Annotated in this window: 21 protein-coding genes; 11 read left to right on the forward strand and 10 right to left on the reverse strand. The window is 32.2% G+C overall.

The window, feature by feature from the left end:
- The first annotated feature begins 5 nt into the window (after positions 1-5).
- From NNL09_RS09630 to NNL09_RS09650, 5 genes are all read left to right on the forward strand, one after another.
- Entirely contained in the window at positions 6-365 is a 360-nt protein-coding gene (locus NNL09_RS09630; protein WP_025665795.1) for a YraN family protein, read from the forward strand.
- A gap of 75 nt (positions 366-440) precedes the next feature.
- Positions 441-1565, forward strand: a complete 1125-nt coding sequence (locus NNL09_RS09635) for an AraC family transcriptional regulator (RefSeq protein WP_196911576.1) — start codon at positions 441-443, stop codon at positions 1563-1565.
- A 145-nt stretch (positions 1566-1710) separates the two neighbouring features.
- Positions 1711-2829, forward strand: a complete 1119-nt coding sequence (locus NNL09_RS09640; protein ID WP_196911577.1) for an AraC family transcriptional regulator — start codon at positions 1711-1713, stop codon at positions 2827-2829.
- Between the two features lie 79 nt (positions 2830-2908).
- Positions 2909-3841 (forward strand): SMP-30/gluconolactonase/LRE family protein, encoded by a 933-nt coding sequence (locus NNL09_RS09645; RefSeq protein WP_025665790.1) that lies wholly within the window; start codon positions 2909-2911, stop codon positions 3839-3841.
- Positions 3842-4194: 353 nt separating this feature from the next.
- The gene (locus tag NNL09_RS09650; protein WP_160170102.1) at positions 4195-4365 is read left to right on the forward strand and encodes a hypothetical protein; all 171 of its coding nucleotides are present in this window, start codon (positions 4195-4197) and stop codon (positions 4363-4365) included.
- 184 nt (positions 4366-4549) lie between these two features.
- Here the strand turns inward: NNL09_RS09650 and NNL09_RS09655 are convergent, their stop codons facing one another.
- The 3 genes from NNL09_RS09655 to NNL09_RS09665 form a co-directional block, all read right to left on the reverse strand.
- Entirely contained in the window at positions 4550-5740 is a 1191-nt protein-coding gene (locus NNL09_RS09655; RefSeq protein WP_196911578.1) for a serine hydrolase, read from the reverse strand.
- A 96-nt stretch (positions 5741-5836) separates the two neighbouring features.
- Positions 5837-6697, reverse strand: a complete 861-nt coding sequence (locus NNL09_RS09660) for a helix-turn-helix domain-containing protein (protein ID WP_196911579.1) — start codon at positions 6695-6697, stop codon at positions 5837-5839.
- Between the two features lie 378 nt (positions 6698-7075).
- Positions 7076-7393, reverse strand: coding sequence for a hypothetical protein (locus tag NNL09_RS09665; protein WP_025665787.1), 318 nt, complete (start codon positions 7391-7393; stop codon positions 7076-7078).
- Between the two features lie 243 nt (positions 7394-7636).
- On the opposite strand from NNL09_RS09665, the gene NNL09_RS09670 reads away from it, so the two are divergent.
- Positions 7637-8995: a hypothetical protein gene (locus tag NNL09_RS09670; RefSeq protein WP_196911580.1), complete on the forward strand. Its 1359-nt coding sequence runs from the start codon at positions 7637-7639 to the stop codon at positions 8993-8995.
- 75 nt (positions 8996-9070) lie between these two features.
- Here the strand turns inward: NNL09_RS09670 and mfd are convergent, their stop codons facing one another.
- Together mfd and NNL09_RS09680 are read right to left on the reverse strand one after the other, a co-directional pair.
- Positions 9071-12430, reverse strand: a complete 3360-nt coding sequence (gene mfd / locus NNL09_RS09675) for a transcription-repair coupling factor (RefSeq protein WP_196911581.1) — start codon at positions 12428-12430, stop codon at positions 9071-9073.
- 254 nt (positions 12431-12684) lie between these two features.
- On the reverse strand, positions 12685-13827 hold the full coding sequence (locus tag NNL09_RS09680; protein WP_196911582.1) for an aminotransferase class V-fold PLP-dependent enzyme: 1143 nt from the start codon (positions 13825-13827) through the stop codon (positions 12685-12687).
- 533 nt (positions 13828-14360) lie between these two features.
- Here NNL09_RS09680 and NNL09_RS09685 point away from each other — a divergent pair.
- The 3 genes from NNL09_RS09685 to NNL09_RS09695 all read left to right on the forward strand — a co-directional run bounded on the left by NNL09_RS09685 (position 14361) and on the right by NNL09_RS09695 (position 17413).
- Positions 14361-15305, forward strand: a complete 945-nt coding sequence (locus NNL09_RS09685; RefSeq protein WP_196911583.1) for a tail fiber protein — start codon at positions 14361-14363, stop codon at positions 15303-15305.
- A 5-nt stretch (positions 15306-15310) separates the two neighbouring features.
- The gene (locus NNL09_RS09690) at positions 15311-16315 is read left to right on the forward strand and encodes a tail fiber protein (protein ID WP_196911584.1); all 1005 of its coding nucleotides are present in this window, start codon (positions 15311-15313) and stop codon (positions 16313-16315) included.
- A 666-nt stretch (positions 16316-16981) separates the two neighbouring features.
- Positions 16982-17413 (forward strand): TerB family tellurite resistance protein, encoded by a 432-nt coding sequence (locus tag NNL09_RS09695; protein ID WP_196911585.1) that lies wholly within the window; start codon positions 16982-16984, stop codon positions 17411-17413.
- A 35-nt stretch (positions 17414-17448) separates the two neighbouring features.
- Here the strand turns inward: NNL09_RS09695 and NNL09_RS09700 are convergent, their stop codons facing one another.
- The 5 genes from NNL09_RS09700 to fbp all read right to left on the reverse strand — a co-directional run bounded on the left by NNL09_RS09700 (position 17449) and on the right by fbp (position 21912).
- On the reverse strand, positions 17449-18990 hold the full coding sequence (locus tag NNL09_RS09700) for an ATP-binding protein (protein WP_196911586.1): 1542 nt from the start codon (positions 18988-18990) through the stop codon (positions 17449-17451).
- Between the two features lie 2 nt (positions 18991-18992).
- Entirely contained in the window at positions 18993-19487 is a 495-nt protein-coding gene (locus tag NNL09_RS09705) for a Rab family GTPase (protein WP_025665780.1), read from the reverse strand.
- Positions 19474-20298 carry a hypothetical protein gene (locus NNL09_RS09710; RefSeq protein ID WP_025665779.1) on the reverse strand — a complete coding sequence of 275 codons (825 nt, stop codon included), beginning with the start codon at positions 20296-20298 and terminating at the stop codon, positions 19474-19476. Before NNL09_RS09710 ends, NNL09_RS09705 begins: the two co-directional genes overlap by 14 nt.
- 18 nt (positions 20299-20316) lie before the next feature.
- Positions 20317-20670, reverse strand: a complete 354-nt coding sequence (locus NNL09_RS09715) for a fructose 1,6-bisphosphatase (protein ID WP_025665778.1) — start codon at positions 20668-20670, stop codon at positions 20317-20319.
- A 243-nt stretch (positions 20671-20913) separates the two neighbouring features.
- Entirely contained in the window at positions 20914-21912 is a 999-nt protein-coding gene (fbp, locus tag NNL09_RS09720) for a class 1 fructose-bisphosphatase (RefSeq protein WP_025665777.1), read from the reverse strand.
- Positions 21913-22088: 176 nt separating this feature from the next.
- On the opposite strand from fbp, the gene NNL09_RS09725 reads away from it, so the two are divergent.
- Both NNL09_RS09725 and NNL09_RS09730 read left to right on the forward strand, forming a co-directional pair.
- Positions 22089-22568 (forward strand): GNAT family N-acetyltransferase, encoded by a 480-nt coding sequence (locus tag NNL09_RS09725; protein ID WP_025665776.1) that lies wholly within the window; start codon positions 22089-22091, stop codon positions 22566-22568.
- Between the two features lie 47 nt (positions 22569-22615).
- Positions 22616-23869: an aspartate kinase gene (locus NNL09_RS09730; RefSeq protein ID WP_196911587.1), complete on the forward strand. Its 1254-nt coding sequence runs from the start codon at positions 22616-22618 to the stop codon at positions 23867-23869.
- The last annotated feature ends 23 nt before the right edge of the window (positions 23870-23892 follow it).

Consider the following 23892-nt stretch of genomic DNA (forward strand, 5'->3'; position numbering starts at 1 on the left):
TAGGTATGGCAGAACATAATGCTCTGGGTAAAAAAGGAGAAAAGATGGCAACTGATTTTCTTATCGAGAAAGGATATGAAATTCTAGAACGAAATTATAGATATCTGAAACATGAGGTTGATATCATCGCCAGAAAAGAAAATATTGTCGTAGCAGTAGAGGTAAAAACGCGAAGTACTCCCGAATTTGGTAGCCCTCAGGATTTTGTAAAACCTAAACAAATACAATCTCTGGTCAAGGCTATTGATCATTATATAACAGATAATGACTTGGATGTAGAAGTACGTTTTGACATCATTGCTATTATAGAAAATAAATTAGGCACCAGAATAGAACACTTAGAAGATGCCTTTTATCATTTTTAATAGTGCAATTGTACCCAATCGGTCGAAAAATATTTGGGATTAGAATAGTTTTACATAAAACTTAATACCTTCTTTATGCAGCCTTTCGAATTTATTGATATGGTCCTTTTTTTAGGAATAAGTCAGGGGGTATTTTTAGCAGTGACTATTCAGATCATTCAGAATAAGAATAGACTTGCAAATAGAACATTATCTTTAATGTTGATCATAGCTTCGATAATGTTAACAGGTCGATTTTTCTTTACTATTGAAACTAATAACGAAATTTTCTTTAGACTTGCTCTCTTCGTAGACATATTGGTATTTGTATTTGGTCCTTTATTATACCTTTATTATCGAAGGTTAATATTTAATGAAAAATCAAAATACACATTACACTATGCGTATTTTATTCCTGCAGCGGGAATGTTAGTATATCATTTTTGGACATATCAATTTTCTTATGATGGATTTGTTTTAATGGTTCAAAATGGAAGTCTTACCCTATCTTTTTTAATTATAGAAGCTGTTGGAATTCTTTTCAATCTATATTTTGGACGTCGGTGTTTTCAATTATTAAGAATATACCAAAAAGAAGAAAAAAACAATTTATCATATTCTCAACATCTGGTAGGATATCTTAGTGCAATTTTGATTATTGGGAGTTTGTTTTTATTGTTGTGGATAATAAGCTTTGTGTTGGCGTATGGATTTAATATGTATTCCTCATTTTTAAGCTACAATGCCATATGGATAGCAGTTTCTGTTTTTGTTTATATCATAGGTTTTTATAGCTTAAAACAACCCGATATTTTTAGAATACCTTTATACATAAAAAAACAGATTAAAAGAAAAGAACGGCTTGATGATGAAATGGTTAAAGACTTAGAAACTAGGCTGGAAAAACTTATGATTAATGAGAAAATTTATCTGAATCATAAGCTTACTCTGGTTGATCTGGCGAATCAATTAAATACATCAACAAATAATGTGTCATGGCTTCTTAATAATATTCATAACAGTAGTTTTTATGATTATGTAAATCAATATAGGATAAAATCGTTTATAGAAAAAATCCAGAATGGTGAGCATCATCATCATACGCTCCTTGCACTATCAATAGATTCTGGATTTAACTCTAAGTCTACTTTCAATAAAACATTTAAAGCAATTGTTAATGATACGCCAAGTAATTATATCAAGAAACTAAATACAATGTAGTGTTATCTTGATATATTAATGATGAATACCTTTTAAATGGAAATCATCATGTTATACTTTCCTTTTTAAAAGTGCGATATGATCCATTCGGTCGAAAAGTATAAGATAATATGGTAGTTTTGTGGTAACCAGTAATTATTTGTTAATGCAATCTTTCGAATTCATCGATCTTATACTTTTTTTTGGGATAAGCCAAGGTGTTTTTTTAGCGGTTACTCTTCAGATTATTAAAAACAAAAACAAAGCAGCAAACAAAATCCTTTCGATTATGCTAATGCTTTCTGTTTTTATGCTTTTGGGCAGAATGATTTTTTTTAAATTTTTGACTGCAAGATTATTTCAATGGGCAATTCTTATTGATTCGGTGATTTTCTTATTTGGACCACTATGTTATATATATAGTAGACGATTAATATTTTCTAAAAATGACACATTTAGACTTTCTCGGTCTCATTATATACCTGTAAGCTTTCATCTTTTATTTTCGTTTTACATTTTTTCTTTTAACGGAGATGAGTTTTTGGATAATTTATCGGCAGGATTCTTTAAAACACCTTTTTTAATTATTGAAGGAGCAGGAATTGTTTCTAATATATACTATTGGATTCTTAATGTGAAAATTTTAAAGACATATATTCATAAAGAGAAAAACCATGTTTCTTATACTCAAAGTTTGGTGTCGTTTTTGAAATTTTTTCAAATCTCAATCTTTATTGTCATTACGGTTTGGATGATCAGTTTTATCTCGATGAACTTTTTTAATTATTCTATAAAATTTATTAATTATAATTCGGTTTGGGGTACAATCTCAATATTCATATTTGTAATCGGATATTATAGCCTTAAAGAGCCAGAACTGTTTAGAATATCATTTCAAAAAGAAAAAACAAAATCACAGCAACGTTTACCACAAGATCAGATTATTTTAATAGGAAAAGAATTAAATACCCTGATCGAAAAAGAAAAGATTTTTCTAAAACCTGATTTAACGCTTCGAGACCTTTCTCTGCGATTAAATACTTCTACTCATAATATTTCATGGTATCTTAATCATGTATCAAAAAGTAACTTTTATGATTATATTAATCACTTTAGGATACAGGAATTTTTATCGAAGATAGATAATAACGAACATCTTCATCATACGATACTTGCCATTGCCATGGAAGTTGGTTTTAATTCGAAATCTACTTTTAATAAGGCCTTTAAATTAGAGGTTAAGGATACACCAAGAAATTACATTAAAGGATTAAAGGCGGCTTAAAATAAGTATGAATTGATCCAAACCGTCGATTTTTATGAAGTGCCTAAATATTTTAGAGCAAACTTAAAAATCATTCAACATGAAAACATGTATTAAACACATTAGTATAAAAGCAGTAATGCTTTTTGTTTTATCCTCGATATCAATCACACTAATTTCTTGTTATGGAGATGGATTTGATCCAGACCTCGAGGTAGAAACCGTAGTTTCTCCTTTTTTTGGTAATGATGCTGTTAGTGTAGATAAATACGGCAATATTTATGTCTCTGAGTTTGGTCAGTTTGCAGGAGCAAATGGCAATGGAACGAGGGTTTTTAAAATATCCAAAAATGGTGATGTTACAGAATTTGCATCGAACTTAACGGGTCCATTAGGGAATGCAATTGACCTACAAGGTAATCTATATGTCGTTAACAGTAGTGGTGGTGGATCAGGAGATATTCTTAAAATTACACCAGACGGAACACAAACGATATTGGCGGTTATTAGTGGTTTCCCATCGGGGCTAACTTTGGATCATGATAATAATCTATATGTATCAAATTTTGGAACCCCAACAGTTCATAAAATCACTACAGAAGGAGAAGTAACCGTATATGCATCAGATCCTAAATTAGCAGGTGGTGTAGGGATCGATTTTGATCGTAAAGGAAATTTAATTGTTGGCAATTTTGCTACCGCAGATGTTTTATCAATAGATCCAGAAGGAAATGTATCTCTTATTACGACTATTACCGATGCTGTGGTTAATGGTTTTGGAATTGGTTATATAACCGTAGTTAGAAATTCAATTTTTGCAACCGGTATTGGAGTCAATAAAATATTTAAAATTTCTATGGATGGTACAGTAGAGGAGTTTGCAGGTACCGGAGATGCTGCTCAAACCGATGGATTGCTTAAAGAAGCATCGTTTAATGGTCCTAACGGGATTACTTCTGATCCATTACGTACAGCAATTTATATATCAGAATTTGGAGGAACAGGAGGAGTGAGGAAAATTAAATTTTATTAAAATAACCTGTTGTGCATTTAGGAAGATTATTACGAAAAAAGCGTCAGTTCGAGTGTTTTGTCGTAATGGAATGGAGACAAAATGTATCGAGAATAGCTTTTTTAAGCTAAAATCCTCGTCATCCGGCTCGATATACTTCTCCTAAAGTCGAATCACTCAAATTGAATGCACAACAGGTTAAAATATTACAAAATTGATGTTAATAGGTTTGATTGTATACAAAAGGTCGATTCGTAATATTGATACATCTTAAATTCGGGACCAGTCAAAAAAACAACCACTCAGAAATATGGTATGTGGTTGATATCAGGTTGATCAATATCATTAATTATTCATCTTAAAACTATATCATTATGTTACAATCAATTTTAAATCAAAAAGGTGTACACATGCTAAACAAAGATCAGCAAAGATCAGTTAACGGAAAGGGAGGTATAAACTCAGTTTGTCATTCTGGTAACGATTGTGATTTTGGTTTGGTATGTGCGGGTTGTTATTGCAGGCCAATTGGCGGTGCAATTTGATAGAAAAAGCAGTGAGATTAATTCAATTTTAAGTAATAGCGAGTATTTAAAATTAGTAAAGGCGAGAATCAATGAATTCTCGCCTTTACTAATTTTTCTGCAGTGTAATTAGATGCTTACACCATTGCTTTTAGGATGCTTAAGATGAGTAATAAAGCTGATAAGATTAGACTTTTCATAATATTTAAGGTTTATGGATTAAAAGGTTTACTATATCATAGGCATGTTTAAATAAATCAGATGAAGAGCCACTTCGATTCATAAGTAAGGAAATACTAATATTGTATTCTGGGAATAAAATTAATACTGATGTGGATCCTAGTGCCGTTCCCCCATGATGAATAATTTGTGTTCCTGATAATCCTTCTATCTCAGATTCTAAATTATCATTACGCCATCCAATAGCATAATTTTGTGTATTGATTTGCCCGTTTTTTAAAACTGTAGGTTGTATAAGAGTACGCATGGTCTCTTTTCTAAATAATGTATGGTTTAGAAAAGCGTTTCCTAGCGTTACCAGATCTGTTGGCGATGCTAAGAATCCACCACCAGCCCATTTATTACTGTTATTAACTTTAAAAACTTCTTTGTATTTTTTGTTTTCAATATCATAGAATTTAGAAAGATACTTTGAGGGATTCATTTCTTTTTCAGCTTCAATATTTATCCCCAAAGGATCAAATACAGATGCTTTCATAAAATCCGGAAAATCCTTTTTTGTTGCTCCTTCAACCATTGCACTGAGTAATGTATAGTTATATGTGCTATAACTAAAATCTGTACCAGGCATAAACAATAGGTCGTCATGATTAAATATGCCAACGCTTTCTTCTACAGAAGTGTATTCATCATTATTATAATGTTCCCAAATGGGGAAACAAGAACAGATTCCGTAATTACGTATTCCCGAAGTATGAGAAGCAAGTTGTCTTAAGGTTATTTCTGAAAGCGTTTTACTGGCATACGGGACAAATTCTTTGACTTTAGAATCAAAACTGAGTTTTTTGTTTTGAAGAAGAACTCCTAACCCAATTGAAGTCACTGCTTTTGAAGTACTACCAATCCTAAATTTTGTTTTTAAACTCACTTTTTTGTTTTTTTCTATATCCTCATAACCAATGGCATTGGCCCAAACTATTTTACCGTTTTTACCGACGGCAACAGAAATTGCAGGTGTTTCTATACGAGTAAATATATCTAAGAGAAGGCTATCTGCTTTTTTTGAAATCGAATCTCGATGTTGTACTACTGGTTGTAATTTGGTGTTTTTAGGAAAAACAGACCAGCCCAAATTATATATAAAGATTGGTTCTAACAGGTAAAAAAGTAATGGAAGAACTATAACCAAAATAAGGAGAGTACATATTTTTTTCATGCTAAATATTGATTTAAAATTAAACAAAGGAATTCCTGTCATTGCGTAAATGGCTCAATGCTATTGGTTGGATATTCCAGAAATGATTTTTAAGAATTAATCAGGTGCGATTTCTTTTTGCTTTGCTTTTAGCATTTGAGAAACTTTATAAAGTAGGATGATTTCTAGAATTATTGTAGGAGTAAGTAAAACCAATCCAATAAGAGATAAAATAATGGTAACCATAAAACCATAGGTAATGATTTCAAAAATGCCCGTCACAGTGGCAAGTGTTCCTAGGCCATTTTGCAGACGTAATATCGATATCCCAAATAATATTCCAATAACACCATAAGTTACTGCTTCGGCTCCCAGAACGAACTGATAATCAAAATCAACAATGTATAGTGATAGAATATCATAGATATAAAATAATACTCCAATAAAAATAAAAATGAATGCAGTAATTCGTAATAGGTAATTTTTAAAAATTTTTCCCGTGAGGATGAATCCTCTTGTAAATAGAATAACCGAAGCCAGCATGCCTATTTTTAGTACAATATAGACAAAGTTATTTGTAACCATTAGATCTTCGGTGTATCTGTAATAGTCTACAACAATTTCTGCAAATCCAAGAATAAAATATACAATCCCACTGATCCATGCGATAGAAAGTTGTTTGATTAGAAAACCAACTTCTTTGCTATCATCTATATCGAGAAGAAATAATTTTTTAAACTCTTTAGCTACTCGAGATTCTTCTGTTTGTATTCTTTCGAGGTCATAATCCAGTGCTGATAAAATAGTTTTTATAGTATAACTTCTTGGAGTTACGTCTCCAGCTTCAATACGCTGGATTGTACGAACACTAATATTACATTGTTCTACCAGTTCTTCTTGGGTAAGTCCTTTAGATTTTCTGAGTTCAGAAATTTTTTGACCTAATTCTGGCTGTTTCATGATTTGATTAATTTTCATTTTGTTCAGCAATATTAGTTCTCAGAAATAGGTTCTCAAATTTTTTAGTTTGTATTTCACCCGACATTCACCCGACAATCCAGATATAGCAATACTTCTCAAGGATTTGTAAAAGAATCTCTAGAATCCGAAATATAGGAATTATTCTATTGAATGTATTATGATTTTTTTTAGAAATTACTTTTTATGGATAACATACTTGTGTTTTTAAACATTTTTAAGGTTAGAGATAGCTGCAGTTATGCTAATAGTAATTCTTGTATGTTTTTGGGAAAGTGAATTTAAGGGTATTGATTATTGGTGATGATAATAAGGGATTGGTAGTTATGCAAATTATTGATTGATTTTAAATACAAATTAAGAACGTTTAAGAGAATATTATGCTGTTATTTTTAGCGCCCTTAGGTAACTTTTAACTTCAATGTACATTGCTTCTTTACTGTATACATCATCAATATTATTATAGCAATGATACCCAAAAGAATAATTCATAGAAAACTCTTCTATATCGATTAATTCTGGATTGTTTTTATAGTTTTCTATTTCTTCTGTAAACCTCTTCTTTAGGTTTGAATAATTTATCGCATATAGTTTATTAGTATTAAAACCATCTATCAATTGACTAACTCGATTATTTATCTTTTGTAGTTGTTTCCAGGAATCTTTTAAAAAACTAAATTCTTCTCTTGTACTCATAATCAATGTTGGTTTATTATTATGATAAAATTAAAAAATATATACCTCGTTAAAGGGTGTTTGTCGGTAAAACACATTAAAACTATCGTTAAAGTGTTATTTTTTATCGACGGATGGTTTTTCTGGATTAGAAAAAAATGTGAAATCAGTGCAGAAATTTTAGATTTCTATAAAAAAGGAGTAACATTTATTTCGGTTAAGACATATATATTTCGAAGGTATTTATATCATAGAAAACATATTATGAAGAAATTATTATTTTTAGCGTTACTCGCCATTATTGTTAGTTGTTCAAAAGATGATGAGCCCGTAATTAATTCAGATACAAATAACGAAACCGATCCTGTAAATGATAGTATCACTTACTTTACTTTAAAGGTAAATGAATTTTATATAGGTGAAGTAGTGAATTCGGGTTACCTTATTCTTAATGATAACGAGGGAAATATTTTGGCTCATACCCAAATAGAAAATAATAAAGAATACGTTTTTAAAGCAAAAAAAGGGGAGGAAAAAGAATCTTTTACAGTTTCTAGATTTATGTACAGAAACAGAAAATCTTCACAGGTTAATTTTTTGAGTTCGTTTTTTAATATTAAGAAAGGAACAACTTGGAATTTTGAAGGTTCTGATACTAGTGGTGGTGTTATTACCAACCCAAATGACTTGAAAAGTTTTTCTTTGAAAATTCAAAATATTGAAGGGTATAATAAAGTTTCAATATCGTCAAATAATGGAGGTGGTAGTTATTCTGGTTCTGGAACAAATAATTCGATGGATTATAATGTCTCATTTCGTAATAACTATAATAAGTTTTTAATTACGGTTCATTTTGAGTTAGAAAAATCAAAATATATTCTTATTGATAATGTGCAAGACCAACAGGAGGTTATTGTTGATGGTAGTGAATTAAAAGAATTCGATTCATATATTCCTATTAATTTACCAAATGACGGTAATGCTTATTTTAAAGATTTAAGAGCTAATCTTACACCAGAAGAAAAATTTGAAACGACTTTATTCACCAAAATTGAAAGCGAGGCAGTAGCTAATTTTGGTGTCTTTGATAATTTTTATGATTTTAATATAAGTATTTATACATCGAATACTGCAGAAAACTATAGTTATAATTATACAAGAGAGTCTCCTACACTTGAAGCAGTAACTATTCCACCGTATAGTACAGATTTCAAACTAATCAGTAGTTCTAAAAATGCTTTTGAGTTTACAGCGAGTCAAAAATATAGTACTAAACGATCAACATGGTCATATCAAATTAGCGATTTTGTAGAGAAAAAATTTCGTTATGATACCTGGAGTTTCCGAAGTAATGAGCTTGCATATCAAACAATACCAAAACTACCTCAGGAGTTTTTAGAACTCTACCCCCATTTTAAGGCAGAAAATTTAAAATATGAAGAGACTAATTTTTCAAAAGGTTATATTCATGGAGGTTTTTTTACAGATGAAAATTCTTCTGAAAATAGCAATATGAAGGTTATAGAATCATTGACTTTTAAAAATCCTGATTACAACAAGTCTTTTAAAAAGAATGAAGATTTTGAAAAAATGATTAAGGAGCTTCAAAACTATAATTATTAGTTTTACTAAACCCATTGATACTCTTAAGTAACATGAGTTCGATAGAAAATCATATCGAACTCATGTTACTTATTATTACGCTTCAATATCAATCTTAGGTTGTAACGGTTGCAATACATGCAATGCTTTATCTACTGTGGTAATGTTTTCAAAAGTTAATAATAGGCGTAACCCGTTTCTGGTGTTCTTTTCTTTCATCTTACAAACTCTGGGATTCTGTTGTACAAATTGCAATACAGATGTAAATGCCGGACTTTGATAAAAACCAGATTGTTGATCACTAATGAAATAGCCAATCAATTTATCTTGTTTCATAATAATTTTTTCTAACCCAATAGATGTGGCAATCCATTTGATTCGAACCGAATTTAATAAATCTATTGCCTGATCCGGTAATTCGCCAAAACGATCTATCAATCGTTTTTCATACTCCTGCAAGTCTGATTCTTTTTTGATCGTATTAAGCTCGGTGTATAGACTAAGACGTTCGGTAATATTGTTGATGTAATCATCTGGGAATAACAATTCGAAATCGGTATCGATCTGTGTGTCTTTTAAATATACCCTGTCTGTGGCTTCTTCTTTATATAATTCTGCAAACTCATTTTCTTTGAGTTCTTCGATGGCTTCATTTAGGATTTTTTGGTACGTTTCGAAACCAATTTCATTAATAAATCCACTCTGTTCTCCTCCTAATAGATCCCCTGCTCCACGAATTTCGAGATCTTTCATCGCAATATTAAAACCACTTCCCAGTTCAGAGAATTGCTCTAGTGCTGTAATACGTTTACGCGCATCTTCGGTCATAGCAGAATAAGGAGGAGTGATAAAATAACAAAACGCTTTTTTATTACTTCGGCCTACACGTCCTCGCATTTGGTGTAGATCAGAAAGCCCAAAATTATTGGCATTATTGATAAAAATGGTATTTGCATTTGGGACATCTAACCCGCTTTCTACAATAGTGGTAGAAATCAATACATCAAACTCTCCGTTCATAAAAGAAAGCATAAGACTTTCTAGTTTTTTTCCATCCATCTGCCCATGGCCAACACCTACTTTGGCATCAGGAACTAAGCGTTGTACCATCCCCGCAACTTCTTTAATATTTTCGATTCTGTTATGAATAAAAAACACCTGACCACCACGTTGGATTTCATAACTTACAGCATCTCGTATTGTTTCTTCGCTAAATCGTATTACGTTAGTCTCAATGGGATAACGATTGGGAGGCGGAGTAGTAATGGTAGATAAATCCCGTGCTGCCATAAGGCTAAATTGTAATGTTCTTGGGATTGGTGTAGCGGTTAAAGTTAGCGTATCTACATTTTCTTTTATGGTCTTGAGCTTATCTTTTACCGATACTCCAAATTTTTGTTCTTCATCAATAACCAATAATCCGAGATCTTTAAACTTAACATTTTTGTTAACCAGTTGGTGAGTCCCAATAATGATATCTACTTTACCTGCTGCTAGATCTTCGAGAGTCTCTCTTTTTTGTTTTGCTGTGCGAAAACGATTTATGTATTCTACTGTTACCGGGAAATCTTTAAGACGTTCTCTAAAGGTTTTTGCATGTTGAAATGCAAGAATAGTGGTGGGTACCAGAACGGCTACTTGTTTTCCATTATCAACGGCCTTAAATGCTGCCCGAATAGCGACTTCAGTTTTACCAAAACCAACATCTCCGCAAATAAGCCGATCCATTGGGCGCTCACTTTCCATATCGGTTTTTACTGCTTCTGTAGCCGTACTTTGATCGGGAGTATCTTCATATATAAAAGAAGCCTCTAACTCATGTTGTAAATAACTATCTGGGTTATACTGAAATCCTTTTTGCAGTTTCCGCTTTGCATATAGCTGAATTAAATTGAAAGCTATATGTTTTACCCGAGCTTTGGTCTTTTGCTTAAGTGTTTTCCAGGCTTTAGAACCTAATTTATATATCTGCGGAGGCTTACCATCTTTACCATTAAACTTCGAGATTTTATGAAGCGAATGTATACTTAAGTAGAGCACATCTCTTTCTCCATAAATTAGTTTGATAGCTTCTTGTTTTTTACCTTCTACATCTATCTTTTGTAATCCGCCAAATTTACCAATCCCATGATCGATATGAGTTACATAATCACCTACATCCAGATTGGTAAGTTCTTTTAGAGTGATCGCCTGTTTTTTGGCATATCCATTTTTGAGATTAAATTTATGGTAGCGCTCGAATATCTGGTGATCTGTATAGCAGGCAATTTTACGATCGTGATCGATAAACCCCTGAAAGGCAGAAAAAACAATAGTTTCGTATTGTTTTACATCAAGGTCTGCATCATCAAAAATATCATGAAAGCGCTTTGCCTGTTGTTCACTTACACAGAAGATATAGTTCTTATAACCCGTTTCATGATTCTCATTCAGATTTTTGATCAGTAAATCAAATTGTTTATTGAAAGAAGGTTGAGGTTTGGTGTCAAATTTTATGGCATAATCTGCTTTGGTAATAGGACGGTTACCAATTTCGATCAATGTAAACTCTAATAATTGCTTTTTGATAAGCTCTGAAGTAGCAAAAAGCTCTGTTGGGGTACCATGCTTGATATCCTTTGAAAGCGTTTTGAAGGCCTCTTCGGCTTTTTCGAAATTTTTATCAATTCTGGCAGAAAGAAGGTCAATGTCTTTTGTGACAATTACTGTTTTTGAAGTAATATATTTTAAGAAACTCTCTCTGGTTTCTTGCAATGCTTTGTTCTCGACATTTGGGATGATAGAGATTTTTTTAATTTGATCTGTAGATAGTTGAGTTTCTACATCAAAAGTTCTAATACTATCAACTTCATCGCCAAAAAATTCGATTCTATAGGGTTCATCATTACTGAAAGAAAACACATCTACAATTCCTCCACGAACCGAAAATTCTCCAGGTTCGGTAACAAAATCTACTCTTTGAAACTGATATTCGAATAATACTTCATTTACAAAATCGAGTGAAAGCGTATCATTAATATTAATTTTTAAGGTATTTTTTTCGAGTTCTTTTCGAGTTACTACTTTTTCGAACAATGCATCGGGATAGGTAATAATTAATGCTGGTTTTTTCCTAGAATTGATGCGATTAAGTACTTCGGCTCTTAGTAATACATTTGCATTATCGGTTTCTTCAATTTGGTAGGGTCTACGATAACTCCCAGGGTAAAAAAGTACATTTTTATCCCCAAGTAGTTGTTCGAGATCATTGAGATAATACGCAGCCTCTTCTTTGTCATTAAAAATGCAGAGAAATGGTTTTTCGGCTTGGGTAAAGCTGTTTTGAATAATAAATGATAATGATGATCCAACACCTCCTTGCAGATGTATTTTTGTTTCAGGCTGGGCAATAGCTTTTCCCAGTTTCTGCATTTGCCGAGACTGTAAAAAGGTTTGCGAGATTAAGGTTGCACTCACGTAGCAGATTTTGAAACAAATATAAGAGCTATTCGATTTCTGGCAAAGGGATTTTAAATTTCTATGTTAGAATGTATTGCGTGAGGGATAGTAACGGCATCCTTTTGTCTGCTGTATTTTGCAATCCAAGCTGTTATGTTCTGGTAATTATTCTTTTAAAACTGTTCAGGGATTTTTTATAAACAAAAGATATAGCAGATAGCCCGACCCGAGGGGCACGCCAAAAAAATGTATTTAATCTGTTTTAACTTACATTAACCAAATTGTGCTAGTAATCGATTAAAATCTGTTTCAGAATTGTATACATTAGAAGAAACTCGAATGGCATTACCACGAAAAGAAATAAATATATTTTCTTCTTTTAGTCTCGTTTTTAATTTTTCTAAATCGATATGATCTGGTAAATAAATACCAAAAAGATGATGTGCTCTATGATGATCTTCTTCGATAAAACAACCTAAGTTTCTAAGCTGTTGTATGGCAGTTGTAGAGATCGTTTTACAATATTGCTGGATTGCTTCTGGTGACCATTCGATTAATTGTTCTATAGCTCGAATCAACATTGGGGTTAATACAAAATTACTAGATTCTCCAACCGAATATCTGGCAGCCTTTTCCTTATAGCGATCTTCATATTGGGTTAATCTGGTAAAATCCTCACTGTTATAACGATTCATCCAGTTATGCTCTATAGGTGTTCCTTCATTAAAAGCATCTCCATAATATGCTACTCCAGTAGAATAAGGACCAAGTAACCATTTATATCCTGCACAAATTATGGCATCGGGTTTAATTTCTGAAACAGAGAAAGGAAGTGCTCCTACACTTTGAGTCCCGTCAATGATTAAAAAAGCATTTACATCTTTAGTCTTTGCCCGTATTGTTTTTAGGTCAAACAATGTACCATCTGCCCAGTGTACATGAGACATTGCTACAAGAGCAGTTTTTTGGGTAATCGCGTTCAGGATATTCTGATTCCATAGTGCACCTCGATCTTTAAAACTTTTTGGAGGTTTGATTACCGTTATAGAAGCACCATGTTTACTTGCTACCTCTTGCCAGACATATACATTACTGGGAAATTGCTCATCAACTACTATAATCTCATCTCCAGGGTTGATATGGATATTATTAGCAGCATTAGCAATACCGTAGGATACCGAGGGGATAATAGCAATGTTTCTATAATCGGGGGCATCGACCAAAGTAGCAAAACGTTGTTTTAAGATCTCTCTTTGAGTAAAAAAATCTTCAGGCATGATTTCATTAGGTCTGGCTTTTTGGATAACAGTGGCAAGACCAACTTCGGTTACAGATTTTAATTGAGGAGCCATATACGCTCCATTTAAATAAGTGATATTGTCTGATAGATCAAAGAGGTGTTTTTGATGTTGCATGTATTATGTCTGTTATTGAATAGAAAAAAGCAATGAGTATTGCTTTTTGTAAAGGTAGATATTAGAAATATGTGATGATATTGATCAAAGTTAAAACTATCCTAATTATATGAAATTTTAGTTTCGTTAATCAAAAAATAGCATAAAAGTATAAAATTGAGTCTGCTCGGATGATCAATAAAATAAGGGTTTAGAGCCCTTTTTTTTAAGTAAGAAGGAAAAATATTAAAAAAAAGCGTTTTTTTTTTGCCAGTCCCGAAAAACGAAACTGGCATGCTTTATTATTGCACTATAAAACAATTGCAATAATGACAAATCCAATTTTAAATCCTGATCAGGGTAGGACTAAGTCGGGATGAAATTTTGGACTATGTAGGGTAGGGTTACCCCTTTTATTTTTCAGCTATTAGCTGATTTTTTTGCAATTCTTAAAATTCTCCTGTGCCTTGGCATGGGAGGGTTTTATTATCGTAATGTACAAAGAAAATAAATTTTTGATAAGAAATAGTGACAATTTTATAAAAACAATGAATATGAAAAACTTTTTATTCGGCACCATTTTGGTGCTTATATCAACACTTGGTATTGCGCAAACCAATACCTTTCCTTCGAGCGGTAATGTGGGAGTAGGAACTATTAGTCCAACATCAAAATTGCAAATTTATAATGATGTTAATGGGCCTGTATGGTTAGGTGTGTATAATAATAGTACAGCTTCGAATTCTGTTGCTGGAATTAAATTAGGTATGGGAGATTCTTATGATATTGGAACTAATTTATATCATAAGAAACTCGATAATACTTTTTATTTTGAAAATTTAGGAGCACCTGATTCCAGGTTTGCTTTTTTAACAAGAAAGGCAGATGGTACATATGGAGAGGTTGCATTAGGAATAAATGGAAATGGTAATGTAGGTATTGGAACCACTAATCCAGATCGAAACTTAAGTATATTGAGTGCCGAAAGTTCATATCTAAACCTAAGAACAGACAATGGATACGAATTCTTAATTGGAGCAGATATTAATGGAGGGATTATTTCGACCATGTCTAATCACGATTTAAGTATTAGAGCTGGAAGTAATTCTACAAAAATGACTGTTAAAACAAATGGAAATATAGGAATTGGAACAATTAATCCAGACTCTAAACTCACAGTAAAAGGAAAAATTCATGCAGAGGAAGTAAAAATTGATCTTAGCGTTCCTGCGCCAGATTATGTATTTACCAAAGACTATGATCTGTTAACCATAGAAGAAATACAGCAGCATATTAAGGAAAAAGGACATTTACCTAATATCCCTTCTGCAAGCGAAATGGAGAAAAATGGTGTAGCGTTGGGAGTTATGAATATGAAGCTTCTAGAGAAAATCGAAGAACTCACCTTGTATACCATAGCGCAGGAAAATAAACTTAACGAACAAGAAACCAGACTTAAAACCTTAGAAAATAAACTAGCACTTTTAATTAAAAAATAACAAATATGAAAAACTTTTTATTCGGGACCGTTTCGGTACTTATATCAACACTTGGTATTGCGCAAACCAATACCTTTCCTACAAATGGAAATGTAGGGGTAGGAACTACTAGTCCAGGTTCTAAATTACATATAGCAGGTGATGGTGCGGTAATCAAACTTCAGGATACTTCCCATGAAAATACGACAAATGGTTTTCGGGGATGGCTAGGTGGATATGATAAAAGTGGAAATGAAGTATGGTGGTTAGGAGAAGGGAGCACTAATACAAAACTTTTAGGTTTTTTTACAAACAGAGATGGTTATGATTTAAATCTGAAAAATAAGGGAAAAGGAATAACAATAAAGAATAGTGGTAATGTAGGTATTGGAACCAGCGACCCAACAGCCAAAGTAGATATTAGAAATGGTCATCTTTATGTGGGAGATGAAGTATTTTCTAACCCAGCTAATTGGGGACAAACAATAAATATTGATGATAATATTCATTCGAGAATACTAATTGAAGAGCGAACAACCGGTGTTCAAACGTCATTATGGTCACATACTGGTGGTAATGCTAGAGTAGGTACAGTGTCAGATCATGATTTTGGTATTATGACCAAAGGAAAGGAGAAAATAATGATTAAAACCAATGGCAATGTAGGTATTGGAACTACATCCCCAGACTCCAAACTCACAGTAAAAGGAAAAATTCATGCAGAGGAAGTAAAAATTGATCTTAGTGTTCCCGCACCAGACTATGTATTTACCAAAGCATATGATCTGTTAACAATAGAAGAAGTACAACAACATATTAAAGAAAAAGGACATTTGCCTAATGTTCCTTCTGCAACCGAAATGGAGAAAAATGGTGTAGAGCTAGGAGTTATGAATATGAAGCTTCTTGAGAAAATCGAAGAACTTACATTGTATACCATTGCGCAGGAAAAACAATTAAAAGAACAGCAAAAAGTAAATAAAGCGTTAGAGGATCGATTGAAAAAAATAGAAACGTTGTTGTTAAAATAGGTTTTTCGTGCTAAAACTTTAAATAATATAAACAAAAACAAAAAGCGAGATCAAAATTACCTCGCTTTTTTACATTTTATATACCAGTCCCGATAAGAGTGGTACGATCCTATATCTTCTCATGGCCTATCGGTGTATCGCATAACTAGAAGACGCAGGTAGTTGTTTTATAAAATTAATAAATGGTTTAAAATTTAATCCGAATTTAATGTATAATGTTTTCATGTTTTTATCATTTTTAAATTAGTAATACATCTTTGGATATAGTATAAACAATTGCCGTGCCAAAAAATTAAAAACGCTGTAAAGTAAAGAATAACAAGAGGTTGAAGATGTTGCTGTTTTAAGAATGGATCAACAATACGATTGGATACAAGATTTTTTATTAAAGAATTCCCAATAATCTCGATACAACTAAATTTAAAATCGCTACAAGAATGTTTTACCCAAATATGTGTTTTTTAGAATGTTTAGTATCTGTTGTGAGATAGGCAAGGGTAGTGATTGTTTTTTTTATCAAACTCTCGAAGACTTTTTTGTACCATTTTTCTATTCATAGAATAGAGTCTAGCATAAGAAATTATTTTAAACTAAAAAATGACAATTATTAATTTTAAAAGGTATATAGTTTAGTTATATTTGCGGCAAATTAAACAAAAGTATACAATGTCAATATCTGATTTATTTGATAGCGGATTTCAGAAAAGAAACCAGGACCATTTTGCAGCAATTGTAAAAATAGCGATGAGTGATGGAGTGATTACCGACGAAGAGAAGGCTTTTTTAGATAGATTAGCCAGAAGACTGGATATTTCTGATAATGATTACAAAGAAATTTTAAAAGATTATAGTACGCACCCAATTAATCCTCCTACAAGCTATGAGCGAAGACTTGAGCGATTATATGATTTAGCTAGAATGGTATATGCAGATCATGTAAAGGGTGAAGGCCAGGTAGTTTTATTAGAGAAACTAAGTATCGGACTAGGATTTAATCCAGAAAATGCAAAATACATTGTTGATAAAGCTTTAGGTTTGGTTGATCAGGGAGTAGATAGTGATACTTTTGAAGAAGAGATTAAAAATATGAATAGATAATAAAGATCTATTTTTAAATCATAAAAAAAGGCAGCTTAATCGGCTGCCTTTTTTGCTATTTGTTTTGTGATTTTATAAATCAATTCTTCTTGCTCGAAGGGTTTGGCTATAAAGTCATCCATCCCAGATCGTATACATTTATCCCTGGCTGCATCATTGGCTTTTCCAGAAAAACCAATAATAGGTACTTCAGAAATAAATTTGTCTCCATAATTGTTTCTGATCATATGAGTGGCCTGATATCCATCGATTTTAGAAACGGTAAGATCCATTAGAATCAAATCATATTTACGTCGCTCTATATAATTAATCGCCTCTTCGCCGTTAATAGCAATGTCGACAAAAAAGTTGCCTTGAGAGATCAATACCTTCATAATTAAATATTGTGTTATTTCTTCATCTTCTACGACCAGAATTCTATATTTGGTTGCACTTTTTGGCAATTTATATTTTTTCTTCTTTCGTGCCGGGGTCGTTTTTATAATCTCAAATTTAAATGGGAGTTTTATATTAAACGTAGTTCCTTTTTCTGGCTCACTGGTTACTTTTATTTCTCCATTTAAAAGATCTACCAGGTTTTTTACTATTGCTAGCCCAAGACCAGTCCCAGAAATTCGTTTGTCGAGATCAAAACGAGTAAATCGCTCAAAAAGATAAGGGATGTTTTCTTCCATAATCCCTATTCCGGTATCTTCAATTTTAAAATTAAGACTTAGTTTATTGGTACGCTGATAATTTTTGGTTACCGAAAAAATTACTTTTCCTTCTTCAGTAAATTTAAAAGCATTGGTTAGGATATTATTTAAAATCTGATATATCCTGGTTCTGTCTCCGATAAGATATTCCTGAATACTAGGATCTATATTGGTCTCAAAAGTAATTTGTTTTTCTTCGGCTACCTTAGTATAGGATTCACGAAACCCATCTATTAAATGGTGAAAAGCAAAACGTTCTTCAACAATTTTTAGTTTTCCAGACTCTATTTTAGACAGATCAATCATATCATCTATAAGGGCATTAAGATGCAGACTTTCTCTTTTTATAATCCTAGCAAGTTCTTCTTGCTCAAAGGTTAGTTTGGTTTTCTCTAGGACTTCTACAAACCCTAATATACTTGTGAGAGGTGTTCTTATCTCATGATTGATATTAGCAATAAAACTATTCTTAAATTCTTCTTTTTCCAGAAGATATTTGTTTTTAAGTTCGAGTTCTTTGGCTAACAAAATGGATTCATTTTTTTGCTGCGCTATTTGATTCAGGTCTTTATATTTTCCTGTGTAATCAAAAAGAATAATTATGATTTCTTCTTTTTCAAGAGTAAATGTGATGTCGCAAATCTTTTCTATTTCACCATCTTCTAGGTGAATACACGGAAAGTTTAATGCTTTTTTACCAGAAGAGGTGTTTTTTTCAAATTCTCGCAGGATTTCAAAAAAGGGATGAGCATCAAAAATTAATGTACCTTTTTTCCAATTAAAAAAAGTATGATCACTTTCTGTAATGATATTATCATAAGTAACATGAATGATTTGTACTTGTGGATTAAATTGCGAATGGTCGTTTTGATGTTTCGTCATACTCACTTGGTTATTTCTTCTGCCAAATCTAAAAAGAAACTCTCGACATTTTTATTTGTTTTAGCACTGGTTAGACCATCAAAAGGAATGTTTTTTTCGGTAAGTTGACGCCTGATTTCTTTTTCATTAACCAGGTCGAGCTTATTACCTAATACTCGAGCAGGTACTTTGATGTAGTTTTCTTTAAGGTATTCTAGATCTTTGGTAAGCGTTGCATATGTTTCTTCTCTGGTAAGATCAAAGACATAAATAAAGGCATGCGAACCAAGAAGATATGATTTTCTGGTGTCTTCTATGCTAATAGAATGCCCTTCTGTATCCCAGATGATCATAGATAATTCTCTACCATCGGGTAGTTGTATCAATTTCTTTTTTATTTGGACTCCAAGGGTTACCTTGTATTCTTCAGAAAATTCGTTGTCCATAAAACGTCTGAATAGAGACGTTTTTCCGACACCAAAGTGTCCTAAAAGGACTACTTTTTTAGACAATTTCATCTGCAAAATGTTTTTTTAATTTTTTAGTAAAAAGGGTACTGTTTTCTAAGTCTTTGCTAGAAATATTATTTTTGGCAAAATCTAAAATCTGATCTTCCAGAACTTCTTTAAACATCATGGTATATGCTCCAGAAATTACCGCAGCTACATAATAAGAATAAAAATTTTGTATGTGTATAGTATACAATTCATATTCTATGAGTTCTAAATTTTGATTTCCTCCTTCAAAAGCATCTTCAACAAAACTTTTTATTGCCGTAAGCATTCCGGCAACCATTTCTTTATCTATGGTGCCTTCTGATAATGGGCTGTAATCTGCAATTAGTATACCAGAGTTTTTTTCGATAACAAACATTTGGATTAGCCTTGGTTTTGCGTAATCCGTTATAGCAAGATCTCCTTCGCTAACTCCCTGAACCTTGGCTTTGGTTCTTCTAAACCAGTTTCTAAAGGAAAATGCTTTTTTTGTTTTTCTGCTGATGTTTTCACTCAATAATTTCATTTCATGAGCGATATATTTCTTGATCATTTTACCGATAATAGGAAATAAAGCTTCTACCACGGCATCTTGAGAGTTTTTAATTTCTTCTCGTAACGTTTCTGTAATAGTTGGCCCCAGGGTTTTAGGGATTTCCTGCACAAATTCTTCTAGTTTATCATCAATAATAGGATCAACTTTATGGGAGAGTTCTTTTTTTTGATGAACAATTTTGGCTAAATCATCAACTTTTTGAGCAATGGAATCGGCAAATTCGTGTTCTTCTGTAAAAAGAAGTTCTTTAAGAATTTTAAGTTTATCCTGCTCTTCCATACTTTTGGATAGATTGGATTATTTTTGGTTGATTTTTTCACCTAGGTTGATAAGGAGATCTCCCAATGTTTTTTTATCAACTTTTTTAGCATCCAGCATATCGGTTTTGTCAGCTAAATTATCTTCTAATTCAGTGATTCTAATATTTATATCTGTACTTAAGTTGTCGATTGCTTGATTTAACTCTTTACGAGTATCATCGATAAAGTCTTCTAATTCTTTCTTTTTTGAAGTAATTTCTTTTTTTACTTTTTCAAACTCTGAATTATAAGCTGCAATATTTTCTCCAAAGATTAGATTCTTTATCGCTTCTATTTTTGAAGAAGGGTCATCAGCAACTTTTTCTTCAACAGCTTTATTTTCTTTAGCCATTTTAATCGGTTTATTAGATTCTTAATTATGAACTTACGTAAAATTAACATAAAAACGTTAAAAAAGCCGCTATAATGGCGATAATGTTAATTTTCTCAATTCAAAATCTTAATTCTTTTAAAAAGATTGTGTTGTACGTTTTATTTTTAAATTTTGGGGTGAGGATATACCGAAGTTTTTTTAAAAACAAATATTCGATATACAAGGATAGTAAAAAATAAGGTTATTTTGATCTATTTAGACTTATTTCATAAATGACTCTACTTTTTCGACCATATTTTTACTACCACAAATAAAAGGAGTACGCTCGTGTAGTTGAGTTGGTTTGATATCCATAATTCGTCTGTATCCATCACTAGCTTTACCTCCAGCCTGTTCTGCAATAAAAGCCATAGGGTTACACTCGTATAAAAGACGAAGTTTTCCATTAGGAGATTTTGAAGTACTTGGATACATGTAAACTCCTCCTTTTATCATATTACGATGAATATCACTTACCAAAGAACCAATATATCGAGAAGTATATGGACGATCCTCTTTTTCTTCCTGACAATATTTAATATAATCTTTAATCCCTTGTGGAAAATGTATATAATTTCCTTCATTAACCGAGTATATGTTGCCGTCTTCTGGAAATTTCATATTGGGATGTGATAAATAGTATGTTCCTAATGCAGGGTTTAATGTAAAACCATTAACACCATGACCTGTAGTATATACAAGCATAGTAGAGGTTCCGTAAATGATATATCCTGCTGCAACTTGTAAATTACCGGGCTGTAAAAAGTCATCCAGAGTTACAGGAGTTCCTGTAGGGGTTATCCTGCGATAGATAGAGAAAATAGTTCCCACAGAAACATTAACGTCTATATTAGAACTTCCATCCAAAGGATCCATAAGTACTACATAGTTATTGCGATGGTCGTTTTTTTGCCCTTTTATAGTAATGAATTCATCGTTTTCTTCAGAAGCAATTCCGCATACAATTTCTCTATTTGTTAGTGTATTGATAAAGGTTTCATTAGCTAACACATCTAGTTTTTGCTGATCCTCACCTTGTATATTGGTTTCTCCTGCAGCTCCTGTAATATCTACTAATCCTGCTTTGTTTACCTCGTGATTCACCATTTTTGCAGCTAATCGAATAGAGTTGATCAAACGAGAAAGTTCTCCACTAGCATATGGGAAATCTTTTTGGTTTTCTATTATAAATTCTCCTAAGGTTTGATTTCTTCTTGTCATTTATGGTGAATTTTAGTTGCTGCAAAAGTATTATTTTTTAGGTAACTATAACGTTTTCGGAGGTTTTAATTATTAAACTTCATTAAGAATTGTAAAAACATATTATGTGACCACATAACATTAGAAAATTGTCTGATTTCTAGTTCATATTTTATAGTTTTGATAAACTTTTTTTTATGAATTATGTGATTAGAGATGCCAAGGAGGAAGATATGACTCAAGTACTGGGTTTAATCCAGGAATTGGCGATTTTTGAAAAAGAACCTGATGCAGTAGAAATAACTGTAGAAGAGCTTATACGTGAAGGTTTTGGAGATCACCCGCTTTTTCATTGTTTTGTGGCCGAGGTAAAGGATGAAATAGTAGGAATAGCTCTGGTGTATTATCGATTTTCTACCTGGCAGGGACGTTCTGTTCATTTAGAAGACCTTATTGTTAAAGAATCTATGAGAGGAACTGGTTTGGGTAGTGCGTTATACAAAGAAGTACTAAAATATGCCCAATCAAAAGGAGTGAGAAGAGTAGAGTGGGTTGTTTTGGATTGGAATACTCCTGCTATTGATTTTTATGAAAAAAGCGGAGCAAAGCTTTTAAAAGATTGGTACCTGGTTCAAATGGATCAGAATGGGGTTAGTAAATTCATATCAGAATCATAATGCTTTCAAAATAAGATTATCTAATTTATTAAAGAAACACTTGGTTAATGAGAGTTTTTAAATTCGGAGGAGCATCTGTAAAAGATGCTAATGGAGTGAAAAATGTACTTAATGTACTTGATAAAACAGGATTTTCTAATCTTGTTATTGTTATTTCTGCAATGGGTAAAACCACTAATGCTTTAGAACATATTGTCGACTTATACATTAATAATAACAAGGAACTTAAAATATCGCTTCGGGATCTCGAGGTGTATCATAACGAAATTCTGGAGGCACTTTTTGAAAACAAACAACATCCTGTTTTTAAAAAAATTGAAAGACTTTTATTAGATATGCAAACCACGCTAAATAGAAATAAATCAACTCAATATGATTATGTCTATGATCAAATAGTACCTTATGGAGAGTTAATTTCTACTACTATTGTAAGCGAATATCTAAATCATAAGGGGTATCAAAATAAGTGGTTAGATGCACGAGATTTTATTAAAACAGATACTGTTTATAGAGATGCCGAAGTAGATTGGCAAACTACTCAACACCTGATACTCGAGAAGGTCAATAAAAATAGCCTTAGTATTACCCAGGGATTTATTGGATCTGATGAGAATAATTTTACTACGACTTTGGGCAGAGAGGGGAGTGATTATACTGCAGGGATTTTGGCGTATTGTTTAAATGCAGATAGCGTAAGTATCTGGAAAGATGTGCCTGGTGTTCTTAATGCAGATCCCAGGGTGTTTGATAAAACTCAATTACTGTCTCATATTTCTTATGAAGAAGCTATAGAACTTGCGTTTTATGGAGCATCTGTAATTCATCCAAAAACAATTCAACCTTTACAACGTAAAGAAATACCACTATATGTTAAGTCGTTTCTTAACCCTGTCGATCAAGGTACTTCTGTAAAGAAAGGTCAACCATTAGATCCTCACTTACCTTGTTATATTGTAAAGAAAAATCAGGTTTTAGTCTCACTTTCTTCTTTAGATTTTTCATTTATTGTCGAAAATAATATTAGTGAGATCTTTAGCCTTTTTCATCAATATCATATAAAAGTAGATCTGATTCAGAATTCTGCGATTAGTTTTTCGGTATGTCTTGACGATAAGTTTGACCATTTTGAAAAACTTTTAGGGAAACTTAAAGCAAAATTTAGAGTTACTTATAATACAAATGTGTCTTTATTTACAATTAGACACTTTACAAATGAAGCGATTACCTCTTTAGAAAAAAATAAAGATATTTTGCTAAAACAAATAACCAGAGAGACTTATCAAATGGTATCCAGAGATTAGTGATATCAATTCAAGGATTTTGC

The organism is Aquimarina sp. EL_43, from assembly GCF_943422735.1.
Classification (GTDB): domain Bacteria; phylum Bacteroidota; class Bacteroidia; order Flavobacteriales; family Flavobacteriaceae; genus Aquimarina; species Aquimarina megaterium.